Here is a 17394-nt window from a genome sequence, read left to right on the forward strand (position 1 = left end):
CCCCGCCGCGCCGTCGAGCAGGCGCTCGAGGCCGCCGAACAGCTCCCCGCCCCCGAGGCCGGGGCCACCCGTCCGCGGCTGGACCTGCGCATCGGCATCATCTGCGACCGGTTCCTCCTGGACACCTTCACCGGCGCCGCCGAGCTGCTGCCCATCACCCCGAAGAACTGGCGGGAGCACCTCGGCGCCGTCGACGTGCTGCTGGTCGCGGCGACCTGGCGCGGCCACGACGGCGCCAGCTGGGACGTCACCGGCGACGGGGCCCGCGCCCGCCGGTCACTGCTGGTCGAGACCCTGATCCCCGCGTTCCGCGCGGCCGGCGTGCCGACGGTCTACTACGGCAAGGAGGACCCGCCCGACTACCGGCGGTTCCTGGACGTCGCCCGCGCCTGCGAGCACATCCTCACCACCGCCGCGGAGGTCATCCCGCAGTACCGCGCCGACTGCCCGCGGGCGCGCAGCATCGACGTGCTGCCCTTCGGGGTGAACCCGCTGCTGCACTCGCCGCTGGGCGGCCGCCCTGCCGGCTCGGACCTGATCCCCTTCGCCGGCTCCTGGATGGGACGGAAGTATCCGAGCCGCGCCGAGCAGGGCCGGTGGATCCTCGACGGCGTGCTGGCCGCGGACCGGCCGCTGGCGCTGATCGACCGGCACTACGACGCCGCGGATCCCTCGCCGAACCAGCTGGTGCCGTTCGAGTACTGGCCGCACCGCGCCCCGTCGATGGACCACGGGCGGCTGATGGGGCTGCAGCGGACGGTGGACATCGCGATCAACTTCAACTCGGTGCAGGACTCGCAGACGATGTTCGCCAATCGGGCTCTGGAGCTGCAGGCCTCCGGGACGATGGTGCTCTCCACCTACAGCCAGGGGCTGAACTCGCACCACCCGCAGGTACACATCGCGAACTCCGCCGCGGACGTGGCCGCGACGCTGCGACACCTGACGTCCTCGGCCGCCGGACACGAGGACCTCCGACGGATCCAGGGCGACGGCATCCGCCGCGTCTTCCTCGACCATCACGTCGTCGATCTCCTCGCCCGTGTGGCCGCGATCGCCGGAGTCAGCGTCGAGATGCCCGGAGAGCGTGTGCTGGCCGTCAGCGAGACGCCGACCGAGACACTGCGGGCGGACCTGCACACCCAGTCGGCGGGATCCGTCGACCTCGTGCGCTGGGAGGATCTGCCGGCCCGCGCGGACGACTATGACATCCTGCTGCCGGTCAGCCCCGACCGGCGCTACGAGCCCGACTACGTCGCCGACCATCTGGCCGGCCTGCGGTTCCAGTCCGCCCCGATGACGGTGAAGCTGGAGACCGGGCCCGACGGACGTCTCGACGCCGCGGCCGACGGCGACTCGTTGAACCACCGACGGTCAGGGGTCGACTCCTCGTGGGGGCTGACTGCTCTGCACCGCCCCCAGGAGACGCTGGGCGATCCCGCTCTGCTGGGATCACCCGCGCGGACCGAACAGGCCGCCCGCGGCCTGCGGAGCCTCGCCCTCGACACGTTCCAGCACCGTCGTACAGAGTCGACAGTGACAGTCTCCGCCGCGGGGGCGGATGCCGGCGAGACGCCGGAGCGCGTCGACGCGGAGGAGCCGCTCCAGGACGCCGCCGCCCGGACCCGCGCCGTCGCCGCCGCCGAGGGGCTGGACCTGTCGGTGATCGTGCCGATCTTCGACAACGGGCACCACCTGCGGCACAAGGCCTTCGCCTCGCTGCGCCGCGCCCCCGGATTCTCCCGGATGCACGTGCTGCTGGTCGACGACGGCTCCACCGACGGCGTCACGCCGGCGATCGTCGCGGAGCTCGCCCGCGCCCACACCAACGTCACCGCCTACCGCCATGCGACCGGCGGCTCCGGCTCGGCGTCGCGGCCGAGGAACACCGGACTGGCCCTGGCGGCGACCGAGTACACCACGTACCTGGATCCCGACGACGAGCAGCTCGGCGACTCCTACTCCCGGATGGCCGACCGGCTCGCCGCCGCCGAGGAGGCGAACTTCGCACTGGCCACCCAGATCACCTGGACCGATCGGTGGATGCACCTGGATGTGCACTCCTGGCTGCGCGACGGCGCGGCTCTGCGCGACGGCCTGCGCCGGCCGTCGCGCCGCAGCCTCCCGGAGACCGGATTCCGCCCCGCCAGCATCGAGTCCATGGTCTTCCGCACGGCCTGGCTGCAGTCGCTGGGACTCGAGCAGCCGGTGGGCGCCACGGGCCAGGACACCTTCTTCTTCCAGCAGCTGCTCTTCCACGCCGCGGCGTACCTGGAGGTGGAGGAGCCCGCCTACGTCTACTACGGCGCGGTGGAGACCTCCATCGTCAATGCGATCTCGCCGGGCTACTTCCGCAAGTACCTGCTGCTGGAATCGGCTCGGGCCGCCTGGCTGCGCGAGGTCGGGCTGATGCAGGACTATCTGGACACGCGCTTCGAGTCCTTCTTCGTCGGCTGGTACCTGGACAAGCTCGAGCGGGTGCCGGCCGTCCAGCGGGCCGAGGCCGCCGCAGTGCTGCAGGAGCTGGCCCGCTGCTACGTCGAGGACCCGCGGGCGCACCCGTGGACGACCCCGGCGGCCCGGCGATTCTTCGGCCTGCCCGTCCTCCCCCGCGTCGCGATGCTGCGACCGGCCGCGCTGCGGCCGTTCCTCGGACGTCTCGCCCGCCGTGGCCGCGGCGAGGCGACGCTGGCGCTCGAGCGGTTCCGCGGCACTCCGACCGGCCGGCGCCTCGGGACGGCCTATCGGCGCACGCTGAAGCCGGCGCCGTCGGCCGAGCGTCGTGAGCGGCTCGCCGCGCTGCACGAGGAGACCGACGCGGCCGAGGCCCCGGGCTCTGCGGTGCGCGCGGCGGCGGAGGCGGAGGAGGCCCTCGAGACGCTGCGCGCCCGGCTGCGCGCCGAGGAGTGACGCGGCCGGTCGGCAGGCTCTCCGGCACGTGCGACAGCTCGGAAGCGGACCCGGCTCAGTCTCGGGCGTACTCGCCGCGGGCGCGGCCGGCGAGCCACTGCAGCATGCCCAGGCCCTCGCGCGTCCAGAGCCGGTCCTGATAGCCCGCCCGCCGTCCGCGCAGCCGCACCGCGCTGCGCCGCAGCACGCCGGCGCCGAGGCGCACGGCCCCCTCGGCGGCGATGCTCGCGCTGTGTCGACGTGCCTTGCGCGCCTTCAGCGCCCGCACATGGCCGGCGCGCAGTCCGCGACGACGCAGCCACTGCCGCGTGGTGCGCTCGATCGGCACCTCCTCGGAGACCCGTGCCTCGGCGCACCACCACGACCTCGCCCCGGCGGCCTGCAGCCGGCCGAAGAGCTCGGAGTCCTCGCCGCCGGTGACGTTGAAGGCCTCGTCGAAGCGGAATGTCGGCGAACGGGTGAACCACTCCGCTCGCACCAGCACGTTGTTCGTCGCCGGCCGCAGGCTCCATGGTCCGGTGGCGAAGTCGGTGCGTCGGATGGCGCCGTCCTCGACGGCCTGTGCGGAAGCCTCCGCCGGGAACACCGACTCCACCGGCCCCGAGACGGTGGCCGCCCCCGAGCTGCGGGCGGTGCTGATCAGCGCATCCAGCCATCCGGGAGCCACGCGCTCATCGTCGTCGACGAAGACCACCGCATCGGCGTCGTCGGGCACGGCGTCCAGCGCGGCGTTGCGGGCGGCGGCGAGCCCCGGGCGCGGCTGATGGACCGAGAGCGCCTCGGGCGCCAGCTCGGCGACGGTGGCGGCCGCGCCCGCCTCGGGGTCGTTGTCGACGACGACGAGCGGAGGCATCACGTCGTCGCCGAGCTCGCGCGGGGCCGCGGCGCGCAGCGAGGTCAGCAGCTCGGCGAGCAGCTCGTTGCGCCGGTAGGTGCACACGCAGACCCAGACGCGTTCGGCGCGCACCGGGCCGGGATCAGGGGTCGCCCGCGGGTCGAGGGCCTGCTCCCGGTCGCGACGCGCGGCCCGTCCCCGCCGTCCGGCGCGGCGCCCGGAGGCCACCGGACCGCGGCCGTCGACGACGTCGGCCAGCAGCCGGGCGTAGTCGTCGGCCAGGCGCGGCAGGTCCGCATGCTCGCGCACCCATCGGCGTCCGGAGTCGCTGACCGGGGTGGACTCCGAGTCCCGGGCCAGGGCGGTCAGCGCCTCGGCGAGCCCGTCGGGGCCCTGGTCGACGAGGGTGACGTTCTCGGCCGCGGAGAGGATCTCGGCGGCCTCGCCGACGACGGCCGCGGTGACGTGCTTGCCGGTGCCCATCAGCTCGAAGGTCTTGGACGGCACCGTCCAGGCGAAGGACTCCCAGTCGGTGCGCAGGCTGATCAGCAGAGTGTCGGCCCACCGGTGGTGCTGCCAGAACTCCTCGCCGTGGACGGGCTCGTGGAACTCGATGGCCGGGCTGTCCGACGCGCGGGCGACCAGGCGCGGCTTCTGCGTCCCGGATCCGACCATCCGCAGCCGGACGTCGACCTCGCCCGCAGCATGCAGTGCGGCCACCGCGTCGATGACCGCATCAAGCGCCTGACTCTCGCCGTGGTTGCCGAGATAGGCGACGCGCAGCTCGCCGGCGGTGCGCTCCCGGTGCTCCAGCCGCGGGACCTCGTCGAGCGCGACGCCGTTGCTGATCGTCGTCACCCGGTCCACGCCGCGGGCGGCCAGCAGACGGGCGAACCCGTGGGTCACCGTCACCACGAGCTCGGCGCGGCGCTGGACCTCGGCGACGACGGTCTCCATCATCCGGCCGGCAGGTCCTGCGCGCACTCCGGCCTCGCGGGCCAGCTCGGGCCAGGCGTCGCGCATGTCGACCACCAGCGGTGCACGGCGCAGGCGCGCCGCCAGCCAGCCCGAACAGATCACCGGCAGCGCCGGCACTGTGGCCACGACGACGTCGGGCCGCTCGACGAACAGCGCCCGCGGGACCATCAGCACCGCGGCGACCGCATCGGCGGCGAAGCGTCCGGCGCGGCTGTCGCGGAGGAGCGGCCGAAGCACCCGGTGCACCTGCTCGCCGGCCGGCCCGCTCACGCTGCGCACTCCGGCGGCCCCCGAGTCGCGCTCGGCGGGCGGAGTGCTGCGGGCGTCGGCGACCGGCGTGACGACGTCGACGCTCCAGCCCTCGGCCCGCAGCCCGGCGACCAGACGCTGCCAGCGCCGCTGCGGGGGCGTGCGCTCCGGCCAGTACGAATGGGTGAGCAGCAGCGCGCGACGGCCGTCGTCCCGCCGCCGGTCATCGGCCGGGCTCACGGGAAGACCTCCCCGGCCTCGTCTCCGGTCTCCGTCCCGGAACCGCTCTCAGTCTCCGTTCCCGTCTCGGGGTCGGTCTCGGAGTCGGTCTCTGCGGTGTCGAAGGGGTTCGCCTCGCTCTCGGCGAGATCGTCCACGAAATCGTCCATGGACTCCTCGTCCAGCGATCGGCGCAGCACGTCCATCGCCGCCTCGTCGCGGGTGATCACCTGCGCGCCGCCGGAGGTGGTCATCGGCTCGCCGGCGGGGATGGTGAACATCTCGATGTCGTCGGAGCGCAGATTGCGCAGCTGGACCGCGTAGCCGGCCACAGTATCGGCGTCCAGCCCCTCGTCGAGCCACAGATAGGGAACCATGCTCTCGACGATGTCCGAGACCCGGGCGGGGTTGGTCAGCGTCTCGGCGCTGAGGAAACGGTCGATGATCGCCTGGACCACGCGCCGCTGGTTCTCCACGCGTGTGAAGTCTCCGTCGGAGAAGGTCTTCCGCTCGCGGACGTAGCGCAGCGCGTTCGCACCCTCCAGCCGGATGGTGCCCTCAGGATAGAAGTCCGGGTTGTGCTGGCCGGAGGAGAACGCCTGCGGGTTGTCCACGTAGACCCCGTCCAGCGCCTCGGTGAGATCCTTGAACCCCTCGAAGTCGATGATCGCGGCGTGGTCGATATGCGTGTCGAGCAGCTCTTCGACGGTGTCGACCACCAGTGGATAGCCGCCGGAGTTGATGGCGGTGTTGATGCGGTTGGTGCCGACGCCGGGGATGTCGACCCACAGATCTCGGACGATCGACATGACGTAGACCGTCGAGCGGTCGGCCGGGATGTGGACGAACATCATGGTGTCCGAGCGCTGCCCGTCCTCGCCCTTGATCTCGGCGAGATCCTGGCCCTCGCCACGGGTGTCGGAGCCGAGCAGCAGCAGGTTGACGACGTCGTCGTCGGTGCGCGCGGCAGTGTCGTCGTCCAGGTTCATCTCCAGGACGTTGCGATTCTCGTCGAAGCTGCTCCGCAGGTCCTGCAGGTAGACGCCGACGACGGCGACGGCGACGACCACCAGCGTGGCCACCGCGACCAGCGACCAGCCCAGGACCCTCCGTCCGCGGCGGGGCCTCTCGCCCCGGGCGGACGGAGTCGGGGCCGTCGGGGAGACCACGCGCACGCGCCGCGGCCGGTGACGACGAGGGGCGCCGTCATGCTCTCGGTCGGCCATGGGTCCTCCCCTCGGGTGCGACGGCCGCCTGGCTCGTCGGAGTGGTCGCGGTCTGGGCACGGCGGGTGCGGCCTCCCGGACCCGCGCGACGGTCCGCATCGTGCGCGGACGGCCCGTCCCATGCTAGACGAACCGGCCGTCTGTGCCGTGCAGGAGCATCGATCGGCGGAATCGACGTGAGTGAGGCCATGGTCGACGTCACCACCGTCCGGAGCGCGGCCGAGGCTGGCAGCGCGGACACCAGTGGGAAGAACGCCCCATGAAGGGTGTGCGACGCAGCGGCTCCGCGCAGCGGCGGCACGGTTCTCCCGTCCGGCCGTAGGCGTCGAGCCCGCGGGCGAAGTACCCGGACTCGCCGTTGACGTTCACATAGAGCGCGTCGAAGCTGGTGCCTCCCGCGTCGAGCGCAGCCTCCATGACCTCTCGGACGGCGCCCAGCAGCCGGGCCGCCTCAGCACGGGTGACGGTCTCGGTGCGTCGGGCGAAGTGCAGTCGGGCCCGCCAGAGCGCCTCGTCGGCGTAGATGTTGCCGATTCCCGAACGCAGCGTCTGGTCCAGCAGGGCCCGTTTGAGCCCGCTGCGCCGCCGGCGCAGGGCCCGGAAGAACGGTTCGACGGCGGCTCCGGCCGGCTCCAGCGGATCCGGGCCGATGTGGGCGATGCTCTCCGGCACTGTGCCGGACGGATGGTCGGCCGGCACCAGCGAACGAATCTGCAGGCCGCCGAAGATGCGCTGGTCGACAAAGCGCAGCTGACGGCCGGTTCGGGCCGCCGGCCCGACGTCGTCGGCCGGGGCTCCCTCTGAGGCCGCCTCCGGAGCGTCCCGAAGATCCACGGAGACCTTGAGATGCTTCTCGGGCGGGGCGTCGTCGGGCTGGACGAGCACCTGGCCGCTCATGCCCAGATGGATCACCAGCGCCTCGCCGAACTCGGATCCGTCCGCCGTCGCCGCAGAGGAGCCGGCGGCGTGCAGCGGGATCCAGAGATACTTGCCACGTCGGCGAGCGGCGCCGAACGTCCGACCGGTCAGCCGGTCGGCGAAGTGCTCGACGCCGCCGTCGTGCCGGCGCAGGCTGCGCGCGTCGTGGACGTCGGGCCGGTCCGCGCGGCGGCCGACGGCCCAGCGCTCGACGCCGCGGCGGACGACTTCGACCTCGGGGAGCTCGGGCATCGGGGGCCCGCGTCAGCGACCGAGCACGGCGTCGAAGGCCCCGCGGTCGGCCTCGCCGGCGGTCAGCGTCGCGGCGGTGAGCCGGGCGGCCTCGCGCTCGGCCTCCTTCTTGGACTTGCCGGTGCCGGAGGAGTAGGCGACGCCGCCGACGGTCAACGTGGCGGTGAACGTCTTGTCATGATCGGGGCCGGAATCCTCCATCACGTAGCGGATGTCGCCGAGATCACGGTCGGCGGCGACCTCCTGGATGGTGGTCTTCCAGTCCTTGCCCGCGCTCATCGCCTGGTCGTCGTCCAGCAGCGGCAGCACCAGGCGCAGCACCAGACGGCGCGCCGTCTCGAAGGAGGTGGACAGATATGCCGCTCCGATCAGCGCCTCCATCGTGTCGGCGAGGATCGAGTCCTTGTCCTGTCCGCCGGTGCGCAGCTCGCCGGTGCCCAGGCTGATGTGCGGACCGACGCCGTGGTCGCGGGCCACGCGCGCCAGCGCCCGGGTGCTCACCAGCGCCGAACGCAGCTTGGCCAGATGGCCCTCGGCGAGTTCGGGATAGCTGCGGAACAGGTGGTCGGTCACCGCGTAGCCGAGCACCGAGTCGCCCAGGAATTCCAGGCGCTCGTTGGTGGGGATCCCGTCGTTCTCGTAGGAGTACGACCGATGCGTCAGGGCAAGACGAAGAGTCTCGGGGTCGATGTGCACCCCGAGACTCTTCACCAATGCCTCATGGTCCCCCGGCGTCGTCGCGCCGGCGGATGCCGATGATGTCATGTCACGCGCTCCCAACAGGTCAGGAGATCACGCGTCGGCGACCTTGCGCCCCTTGTACTCGTAGAACAGCGGGGAGCCGGCCGAGTCGGTGACCAGCTTCGCCTGGTGCGGCTGGCTGTAGACGACACGACCGTTCTCCACCGACTTCACCAGCGAGGGGGCCTGAGCCTTCCACTGCGAACGGCGGCTACGGGTGTTGGAACGGGACTTCTTCCGCTTCGGAACAGCCACGGTGTCTCTCTTCTTTCGTCGTTGTCGGACAGGTCAGCAGGGACGCGCCGCGTCCCCGGCTCTGGAGTCTTCAGCTGCGCTCCCCGGAGGAGTCCTCCGGGTCCTGCAGCCCGTCGGCGAGATCCGCCAGGGCGGCCCAGCGGGGGTCGATCTGTTCGTGAGCATGCTCCGGATCGTCCTCCATGCGGAATCCGCACTGGGAGCACAGGCCGGGACAGTCCTCGCGACAGACCGGCTGGAACGGCAGCGTCGAGACCATCAGGTCCCGCAACAGCGGTTCCAGATCGATGGTGAGGTCCTCGCCGATGAGACGCTCATCCTCGGCCTCACCGTCGGCCTCCCGTCCCGGGTGGGTGAACAGCTGCATGAGGTCCACAGTGGCCGAGTAGGCGATCGCGTCGAGGCACCGACTGCACTGACCGGTGACCTCCGCCGAGGCGGTGCCGGTCAGGAGCACGCCCTCGTGCACCGACTCCAGGCGCAGGTCCAGGTGCAGCTCTCCGCCTTCGCGGAAGCCGACGAGGACCGCCGAGAAGTCGGCGGGGGTCGCCACTGTCCTGTCCAGATGCTCCTGCGTGCCGGGCTTGCCCCCGAGCTCGCGGACATCGACGGACAGTCCGGCGTCCTGCTCTGCGCTCACGGGGCACTCTCCCTGCTGGACGGCGATCCGGGCATACGTCATGACCGACGTTCCATGCTAGACCATGGTCGCACACCGGGGCGAATCCCCGCGCCCCGACGCATCCGGGCGTGCCGCGAGGACCGATCAGAGATCGGCGGCGAAGTCCTTCAGCCAGCTGCGGAGGTCGGTGCCCAGATCCTCGCGGTCGACGGCCAGAGTGACCACCGCCTTGATGTAGCTGAGCTTGTCTCCAGTGTCGTAGCGACGCCCGCGGAAGACCACCGCGTGCACGCCGCCGCCGGCCTCGACCGGCTTCGCGGCCATCTCCTGCAGCGCATCGGTCAGCTGGATCTCATCGCCGCGACCGGGCGGCGTCTGCTCCAGCTGCGCGAAGATCGCCGGGTGCAGCACGTAGCGGCCGATGACCGCCAGGTTCGACGGGGCCTCCTCGGCCGCCGGCTTCTCCACCAGCCCGGAGACCGGCACCACGTCCTCGCCGGCCGCGTCGCCGCCGGCCTCGGCGGGAGTGACCACGCCGTAGGCGCTGATGTCCTCGCGCGGGACCTCCATGACCGCGATGACCGAGCCGCCCAGGCGCTCCTGAGTCTCCAGCATCGTGGTCAGCAGCTCGTCGCGGGCGTCGATGAGGTCGTCACCGAGTAGCACGGCGAAGGGCTCGCTGCCGACGTGACGCTTGGCGCAGAGCACCGCGTGGCCGAGGCCCTTGGCCTCGCCCTGACGAATGTAGTGCAGATCGCCCAGGCCGGTCGCCCGGCGGACCAGGTCGAGTTTCTTCTGGTCACCCTTGGCCTCCAGGACGGCCTCGAGGTCCGGCACCCGGTCGAAGTGGTTCTCCAGAGCGCGCTTGCTCCGGCCGGTCACCATCAGGATGTCGTCGAGCCCGGCCTGCGCGGCCTCGTCGACGACGTACTGGATGGCCGGCTCGTCGACCACCGGCAGCATCTCCTTCGGCATCGCCTTGGTCGCCGGGAGGAATCGAGTCCCCAGTCCGGCGGCGGGGATGACGGCCTTGCGGATCTGGCTCATGGGGCGCATCGACCTCTCTTGGTTGGGCTGCTCCGGCGCGCAGCTCCCCGGCGGGGACGCTGACGGGCCGCAGGACGGGATCCGGTGCCTGAGAATCTAGCACGGAGTCAGGATCGGCCGTCGGCTCCACGCCGCTCGGCCAGCCGACGCTCGACGGCCCACGGCACGAACTCGGCGACGTCGCCGCCGAGGGCGTGGACCTCCTTGATCAGCGTCGAGGAGAGATGGGTGTAGCGGCCGTCGGCGGCCAGGTAGATGGTCTCCAGACCCGTCAGATGACGGTTCATCGTCGCCATCGGCGTCTCGTAGGCGAGGTCCTTCGCGTCGCGGATGCCCTTGACCACGGCATTGGCCCCGCGGTGGCGGCAGAACTCGGCCAGCAGACCCTCGCCCAGCGGCTCGACGACGACGCCGCGGACGGCCGAGAAGGTCTCGCGAGCCATCTCCATGCGTTCCTCGACGCCGAACATCGGCGACTTGTGCATGTTCGGCGAGACGGCCACGATCACTTCGTCGAAGAGGTTCGCCGCTCGGGCCACGATCTCGACGTGACCGTTGTGCATGGGGTCGAAGGATCCGGGGCACACTGCAGACTGCATGCACAGGACACTAGTCGACGCGGCCGACGAGGACGTCCACGCCGCTCCCGGATGTCGCGAGTCCGGACGGCCGCGTCCGGGCCGCCGACGCCCGACAGCCTCCGCCCCGCCGTCTGCGCCGCCGGGGCCGCCGTGTCTACGATGGGGAACATGCTGTCGCACGCCGATGATCCCGTCGCCCCCCGCCCCGCCGGCCGCCCGTCCGGGGCCGGACCCGACGGGGAGCCCGACCTCTCCCCCGTCGAGACGCCCGCCGAGCGCGCCGCCCTCCGCCCGCTCGACCACCGTCCGCTCTGGGCGCGGGCGGCCGTCGGCGCGAACACCTATGACGGCGCGACCGGCACGGTGACCCCGACGATCTACGAACGCACCACCGCGGCGGCTCTGCGCCACGAGGCGGTCAACCTCGGTCAGGGCTTCCCGGATCGGGAGGGGCCGGACTGGCTGCTCGACCTGGCCGCCCGCGCCGTCGCCGATCCGCAGGTGGGGCCGCCCAACCAGTACGCGCCGGGTCCCGGCCTCCCCGCCCTGCGGCGTGCCGTCGCCGCGGACGTAGACCGCCGCGCCGGCGTCGTGCTCGATCCGGAGCAGCAGGTGCTGGTCACCACCGGGGCCACCGAGGCGATCACCGCCGCCATCCTGGCCTTCGCCCGTCCCGGCGGCGAGGTGCTGACCTTCGAGCCGCACTACGACTCCTACGGCGCCTGCGCCGCGCTGGCCGGCGCCGAGCTGGTGGGCGTGCCGCTGCGCGGACCGGACTTCCGGCCCGACGTCGACGCGCTGGAGGCCGCGGTCACCGAGCGGACCACGATGATCCTGCTCAACACCCCGCACAACCCCACCGGCACAGTCTTCAGCGCCGAGGAGCTGCGGCGGATCGTCGACCTCGCCCGACGTCATGATCTGCGCATCATGTGCGACGAGGTCTACGAGCGACTGGTCTTCGACGACGCCGCGCATCCGCACCGGACGATCCTCTCGATCCCCGGCGCCGAGCAGGTCGCCGTCGCCGTGGGATCGGCGGGCAAGTCCTTCTCGGTGACCGGCTGGAAGGTCGGCTGGATCACCGGATCGGCGACGCTGGTCAACCAGGTCCGCGGCGTCAAGCAGTTTCTGAGCTTCTCCTCCGGCCCGGCCTACCAGCACGCCGTCGCCGAGGGGCTGGCCGACGACCGCGGCTTCTTCACCGAGAACGTCGCCGAGCTGGCCGCAGGCCGTGATCTGCTGCACCGCGGGCTGACCGAGGCCGGCCTGCGGGCCCACCACACCGAGGCCGGGTACTTCGTCGTCGCCGACATCTCCCCGGTCACCGGGCTCTCCGGGGAGGCCTTCTGCCGGCTGCTGGCCGAGGAGGTCGGCGTCGCGGCGATCCCGGTCTCGACGCTGACGATCCAGCACGCCGCCCGGCCGGACGACGAGCTGCAGAAGCTGGTGCGGTTCGCCTTCTGCAAACGCCACGAGACCATCGCCGAAGGCATGCGCCGGCTCGCCGAGCGGCTGCCGGCCGCGCTGGAGCGCACCTGATGGCCCGCCGCGGAGCCGATGACGCGGAGGCCGGGATGATCGACGCCGTCGCCTCGGGCCTGCCCGCCTCCGTGCGGCTGACCGCCTCCGGGACGATCGCCGAGCTGCGCCGCGACGACCTCACCGACGCCGGCGTGGTGCTCGCCATCGACGGCGCCGAGCAGTCGCACGTCGAGGTCGACGACCCGGAGGTGCTGCTCCACGACTACACCGTCCGGAAGGCCGCGATCCTGCGCACCGCCGCGCGGGAGCTGGCGTCCCCGCATGCCGGCGGGACGGCGCTGCACCTGGGCGCCGGCGCGCTGACGATGCCGCGCTGGCTGGCCCACCGCGCGCCGGGCCTGGAGCATACGGTGGTCGACATCGAACCGGAGCTGGTGGACTTCGTCCTCGAGCATGTGCCGATGCGCCCGGCCCCGCGGAGCATCGTCGCCGACGCGGCGCGAGTCTTCGACGACGGGGCACTGGCCGGCGAGCAGTTCGACATCATGATGGTCGACCTCTTCAACTCCTCCGAGGCCCCGGAGGCGCTGACCTCGACGGCCTTCCACCGCACCACGTTGGGCGCGACGGCCGAGGGCGGGCTGCTGCTGATGAATCTGGGCGACGAGCCGCCGATGGACTTCGCCGCCGAGCAGGTCCGGCGCGTCGCGCAGGCGCTGGACCTGCTCGACGCGGCGCAGGATGACGGCGGGGATGGTGCCGACGGCGGAGACAGGGGCGACGACCTGTGGGGCCGGCTGCTGCTGACCGCCCCGGCCGACGTCGTCGCCGGTGAGGCCGAGGGCAACCTGGTGCTGGCGGTCTCGCCGCAGGCTCCCTTCCTCGAGACCACCCTCAACGCAGTCTGGGCCTCCGGGCCGCATCCCGGCGAGACGCTGACCGGAGCCGCGCTGCGCGACTGGGCGGGCTAGGAGCGCCGGCAGGGCGACTCCGAGGGACGCGGTCCTGCCCTCCGCACGTCGCCGAGACGCTCGGCGGCCGCGCACACTGCGGACGGGTCCTCGGCGCTGAGCAGCCAGCGACGCCGGTCGGTGACCACGTGGACGGTGGGACCGCCGACGAGCAGCCCGACCGTCCCGCCGGCCAGGAAGCGATATCCCAGCCCCTCGAGGAGTCCGGTGACCGGCCCCTCCTCGATCCGGCGGATCTCCGGCCACTCGGCGGACATCCGGAAGAGGCCCAGGCAGCGGGCGTGCAGCCCGGCGGCGGCGTCGGTGATCGTCGTCCGCGAGCGGGCGACCAGCACGGCGAGGACCAGCATCAGCCCGGCGGTCGCGGCGCCGAAGGGCACACCGGCGCCGGCGGCCAGGGTGATCCCGAGCGAGAAGGCTCCGGCGGCGAGGAGCAGCCCGGCGAGCGACAGGCTGACCCGCCGCGGCGTGCGCGCGATGGACAGGACCGTCGATGCCTCTCCCCCGTTCATGGGGTCAGCCTACTGCCCGTCTCGGCAGGAATCCATCGCCTGCTGACAGGACCATGGGGCGGGGAGACCGGAGGTCCCGCGCCTGCTCACCGCGGCTCGACGAACCAGATGTGCGTGGAGCCGTATGCCCGATCGGCGAAGCGCTCCAGCCCCTCCGGCCAGGTCGGCTCGCCGCTGCGCTCGTCGCGCTCGACGACGATCGTCGCCGCGGGATGCAGCTGCGGCAGCGCCGCCGCGAGGATCTCGGCCAGCTGCGCGTCGGTCCAGTCGTAGGGCGGGTCGAGGAAGAGCAGCTCGATGGGCTCGGCCTCGCGCAGTCCGCGCTGCTGCAGATGACGCAGCGCCGCGGCCCGGTGGACCGTGACGCCGCCGTCGGCGATCTCGGCGTTGCGCCGCAGCGTCTTCACCGCCGGCTCGGCGACGTCGACCAGCTCGACGGCGCGTGCTCCGCGGCTGCGCGCCTCCAGGCCCAGCGCCCCGGAGCCGGCGAAGAGGTCCACGACGACCGCGTCGACCAGCGCGTCATAGCCCTCGAGCCTGCTGAAGACCGACTCTTTGACCCGGTCGCTGGTGGGACGCGTCGCGTCGGTGGGCACCGACGTCAGACGACGGCCCTTATGCGTGCCGGCGATGATGCGTGCCATGGAGAGCTCCTGTGTCGTGTCGGATGCGGGAGGGGACGGCGGCCGGCTCGTTCGGACGCCCTGTGCGCCCGGGCCTCAGCCGCGCTCGATGTAGGCGTCGGCGCCCTCATGGGCCGCCATCCACTCATCGACGGAGGCGCGCAGTCCCGGATGCGCCCGCCAGTCCGGGTCGGCGTCGGTGATCCGCCGCAGATGCTCGGCGGCGGCGGTGATGAGCTCCTCGTCGCGGACGATGCGCAGCAGCTTCAGCGTCGAGCGACGACCGGCCTGTGAGGCCCCGAGCACATCGCCCTCGCGACGGCGCTGCAGGTCCAGCCGGGCCAGAGTCATCCCGTCGGAGTGCGCGGCGACCTCGTCGAGCCGCCGCCCCGAGGGGTGGTCGTCGGGCAGCCGGGTGACCAGCAGGCAGAGCCCCGGGGCGGAGCCGCGGCCCACCCGGCCGCGCAGCTGGTGCAGCGTGGAGATGCCGAAGGCGTCGGCGTCGAGGATGGCCATCACCGTGGCGTTGGGCACGTCCACGCCGACTTCGATGACCGTGGTGGAGAGCAGCACGTCGATGTCGCCGTGCTCGAAGGCGGTCATCACCTCCTCCTTCTCCTCGCCGCTCATCCGCCCGTGCAGCACGGCTCGGCGCAGCGGACCGATCTGCGGATGCTCGGCGAGCGTCTGCTCCAGCAGCTCCACCGAGGCGTCCTGCTCGATCTCCACTCCGGACTCCGGCTCCTCGCGCTGGTCGGACTCGGTGATCTTCGGACACACCACATAGGCCTGGTGCCCGGCAGAGACCTCCTCGGCGATGCGTTCCCACACCCGGCCGATCACCCGCGGGCCGCGCCGCATGCGGGCCACATGCGTCTCCACCGGACGCCGCCCGGCGGGCATCCCCTCCAGCACGGTGAGCTCAAGGTCGCCGAAGGTGGTCATCGCCACCGAGCGCGGGATCGGCGTCGCCGACATCACCAGCATGTGCGGGGTGGACGCCTCCCGGGTCCGAAGCGCGTCGCGCTGCTCGACGCCGAAGCGGTGCTGCTCGTCGACCACCACCAGCCCGAGGTCGGCGAAGCTCACCGTCTCGGACAGCAGCGCATGGGTGCCGACGACGATTCCGGCGGCCCCGGAGGCGATGTCCAGCATCGCCTGCTTCCGTCGGGTCGTGCTCATCGAGCCGGTCAGCAGCGTCACCTGCGCCTCGGCCCCGGCCTCCGGGCGCTGCCAGGCGGAGAGCAGGTCGGAGCCGGCCAGCGGGCCCAGCATCGCCCGCAGCGAGCGTTCGTGCTGGGCGGCCAGCACCTCGGTCGGCGCGATCAGCGCGGCCTGGCCGCCGGCGTCGACGACCTGCAGCATCGCCCGCAGCGCGACCAGCGTCTTGCCGGAGCCGACCTCGCCCTGCAGCAGCCGGTTCATCGGGTCCTCTCCGGAGAGGTCGTCGGCGAGCAGCTCGCCGCAGCTGCGCTGGCCCTCTGTCAGAGCGAAGGGCAGCTGCGCGTCGAAGGCGGCCAGGAGCCCGTCCTCACGGCGCGGACGCGGCGCGCCGACGCCGGTGCCCACCAGCGCACGACGCCGCGCCAGCAGCGCGTGCAGGAAGAAGGCCTCCTGGAAGCGCAGCCGAGCCAGGCCGCGCTCAGGATCCTCCATGGTCTCCGGCCGGTGGATGAGCTGCAGCGCCGTGGCCAGATCGCACAGCCCCTCGGCGGCGGCGACCTCTGCGGGCACCGGGTCGGGCCACGCGTCGACGGCGGCGAGGTCGAGCACCAGCCGCACGCAGCGCAGGATCTCCCAGCTGGAGATCCTCGCCGTGGCCGGGTAGATCGGCAGCGGCGCGCGTCCGGCGGCGAGGATCAGCGCCGCCGCGCCGTCGTCGTCCTCCTCGGGCACGCCGCCCTCGGCGAGTTCGAGGACGGAGTATTCAGGATTGTTCAGGGTCAGCCGGCCGCCGTAGCTGCCGACCTTGCCGTGGAACATCGCCTTGGCCCCGCGACGGAGCTCGCGGAAGGCGCGGAAGCCCTGGAAGAAGGCCATCTGCAGTCGACCGCCCTCGTCGTCCTCGACGACGACCTCGACCAGCACGCCGCGGCGACGCTGCATGGACCGCTTGGAGACGCTGACGACCCGGGCGATGAAGCTGGCGTGCTCCTCCTCGCGCAGCTCCGCCAGCGAGGAGAGTCGCCCATATTCCACCCAGCGGCGCGGATGGTGCTCGAGCAGCTCGCCGGCGGTGGTCAGCCCCAGCTCGCGGCGCAGCGTCTCGGCCGCGGCGGCGCCCAGCAGAGTCTCCAGCGGCGCATGCGGTCCGGAGGTCGGCGCCGCGGACGACGGCGCCTCGCCGGTGCGGGTGCCGGTGCTGGTGCCGGTGCTGGTGCCGGTGCTGGTGCCGGTGCTGGTGCTGGTCCCGGTGTCCGTCCCGCCGGCGGCGGTCGGGGAGTCAGCCGTCGGTGCCATCGCCGGTGCTCACCCCTCGGTCCCGGTGCTCAGCGCGGTCACGTCCAGGGTCTCCACGGAGCCGGCGGCACGCAGCGCCTGCTCGACCTCGCGCGCGTCGGCGGTGTGCACGTGGATGCGCCACCGGTGCGTCCCCGCGGCATCGGGCTCGGCGTCGATGGGCGTGATGATGACCGCTTCGCCGAGCTCGTCCAGCCGGTGCCGCAGCGAGGCCGCCCCCAGCGGGTCCAGCCGGGAGGTGCACATGATCTCCACGTCGGCGGCCGACGCGGAGTCCGAGGCGGCGGCCTCCTCCGTCGAGCCTGTCGAGCCCGCCGCCGGCCGCTCGCCGTCCAGGCCGAGCAGACCGTCGATGATCTCGTCCCGCGCGGCAGTGCCGGTGACGGCGGCGCGCAGCGCTTCGACCACCAGCAGCAGCCCGGCCGCCCCGGCGTCGACGACCCGCTCGCGACGCAGCGCCTCGAGCTGCTCGACGGTGGACTCCACCGCCGCGCGGGCGACGTCGACGAG

At 72.6% G+C, this 17394-nt stretch carries 14 protein-coding genes and 1 pseudogene; 3 read left to right on the forward strand and 12 right to left on the reverse strand.

Going from position 1 to position 17394, the window contains the following annotated elements:
* Window positions 1-2910: glycosyltransferase (locus tag GU5_RS0103925; protein WP_010524276.1), on the forward strand; the 2910-nt coding region annotated here is incomplete at its 5' end.
* Window positions 2911-2965: 55 nt separating this feature from the next.
* On the opposite strand, the gene GU5_RS16620 is transcribed toward GU5_RS0103925, so the two are convergent.
* The 8 genes from GU5_RS16620 to coaD form a co-directional block, all read right to left on the reverse strand.
* Window positions 2966-5212 (reverse strand): glycosyltransferase, encoded by a 2247-nt coding sequence (locus GU5_RS16620; RefSeq protein WP_010524277.1) that lies wholly within the window; start codon window positions 5210-5212, stop codon window positions 2966-2968.
* Window positions 5209-6417 carry an LCP family protein gene (locus tag GU5_RS13910; protein WP_010524278.1) on the reverse strand — a complete coding sequence of 403 codons (1209 nt, stop codon included), beginning with the start codon at window positions 6415-6417 and terminating at the stop codon, window positions 5209-5211. The genes GU5_RS16620 and GU5_RS13910 overlap by 4 nt, the downstream gene beginning before the upstream one ends.
* Window positions 6418-6615: 198 nt before the next feature.
* The gene (gene mutM / locus GU5_RS0103940) at window positions 6616-7587 is read right to left on the reverse strand and encodes a bifunctional DNA-formamidopyrimidine glycosylase/DNA-(apurinic or apyrimidinic site) lyase (protein WP_010524279.1); all 972 of its coding nucleotides are present in this window, start codon (window positions 7585-7587) and stop codon (window positions 6616-6618) included.
* A gap of 12 nt (window positions 7588-7599) precedes the next feature.
* Window positions 7600-8352, reverse strand: a complete 753-nt coding sequence (gene rnc / locus GU5_RS0103945) for a ribonuclease III (protein WP_083830298.1) — start codon at window positions 8350-8352, stop codon at window positions 7600-7602.
* 27 nt (window positions 8353-8379) lie between these two features.
* Window positions 8380-8583, reverse strand: coding sequence for a 50S ribosomal protein L32 (gene rpmF, locus GU5_RS0103950; RefSeq protein WP_010524281.1), 204 nt, complete (start codon window positions 8581-8583; stop codon window positions 8380-8382).
* A gap of 70 nt (window positions 8584-8653) precedes the next feature.
* A complete protein-coding gene (locus GU5_RS0103955) occupies window positions 8654-9199 on the reverse strand; it encodes a YceD family protein (RefSeq protein WP_029513995.1) in 546 nt (181 codons plus the stop codon).
* Window positions 9200-9349: 150 nt separating this feature from the next.
* Window positions 9350-10252, reverse strand: coding sequence for a UTP--glucose-1-phosphate uridylyltransferase GalU (gene galU / locus GU5_RS0103960; protein WP_010524283.1), 903 nt, complete (start codon window positions 10250-10252; stop codon window positions 9350-9352).
* 107 nt (window positions 10253-10359) lie between these two features.
* Complete coding sequence (gene coaD, locus GU5_RS0103970) at window positions 10360-10851, reverse strand: pantetheine-phosphate adenylyltransferase (RefSeq protein ID WP_029513996.1); 492 nt, start codon at window positions 10849-10851, stop codon at window positions 10360-10362.
* 150 nt (window positions 10852-11001) lie between these two features.
* Here coaD and GU5_RS13915 point away from each other — a divergent pair, with 150 nt between their 5' ends.
* A complete protein-coding gene (locus tag GU5_RS13915) occupies window positions 11002-12375 on the forward strand; it encodes an aminotransferase class I/II-fold pyridoxal phosphate-dependent enzyme (RefSeq protein WP_083830299.1) in 1374 nt (457 codons plus the stop codon).
* On the forward strand, window positions 12375-13289 hold the full coding sequence (locus tag GU5_RS0103980) for a spermidine synthase (protein WP_010524286.1): 915 nt from the start codon (window positions 12375-12377) through the stop codon (window positions 13287-13289). Before GU5_RS13915 ends, GU5_RS0103980 begins: the two co-directional genes overlap by 1 nt.
* Here the strand turns inward: GU5_RS0103980 and GU5_RS0103985 are convergent.
* From GU5_RS0103985 to GU5_RS0104000, 4 genes and pseudogenes are all read right to left on the reverse strand, one after another.
* Complete coding sequence (locus tag GU5_RS0103985) at window positions 13286-13801, reverse strand: hypothetical protein (protein ID WP_010524287.1); 516 nt, start codon at window positions 13799-13801, stop codon at window positions 13286-13288. The genes GU5_RS0103980 and GU5_RS0103985 overlap by 4 nt on opposite strands.
* 86 nt (window positions 13802-13887) lie before the next feature.
* The gene (gene rsmD / locus GU5_RS0103990) at window positions 13888-14445 is read right to left on the reverse strand and encodes a 16S rRNA (guanine(966)-N(2))-methyltransferase RsmD (protein ID WP_010524288.1); all 558 of its coding nucleotides are present in this window, start codon (window positions 14443-14445) and stop codon (window positions 13888-13890) included.
* A gap of 75 nt (window positions 14446-14520) precedes the next feature.
* Window positions 14521-16884 carry an ATP-dependent DNA helicase RecG gene (locus GU5_RS0103995; protein ID WP_010524289.1) on the reverse strand — a complete coding sequence of 788 codons (2364 nt, stop codon included), beginning with the start codon at window positions 16882-16884 and terminating at the stop codon, window positions 14521-14523.
* Between the two features lie 9 nt (window positions 16885-16893).
* A pseudogene (locus GU5_RS0104000) lies at window positions 16894-17394 on the reverse strand (hypothetical protein); the annotation flags it as partial.

It is taken from the genome of Nesterenkonia sp. F (assembly GCF_000220985.1).
Taxonomy (GTDB): Bacteria; Actinomycetota; Actinomycetes; order Actinomycetales; family Micrococcaceae; genus Nesterenkonia.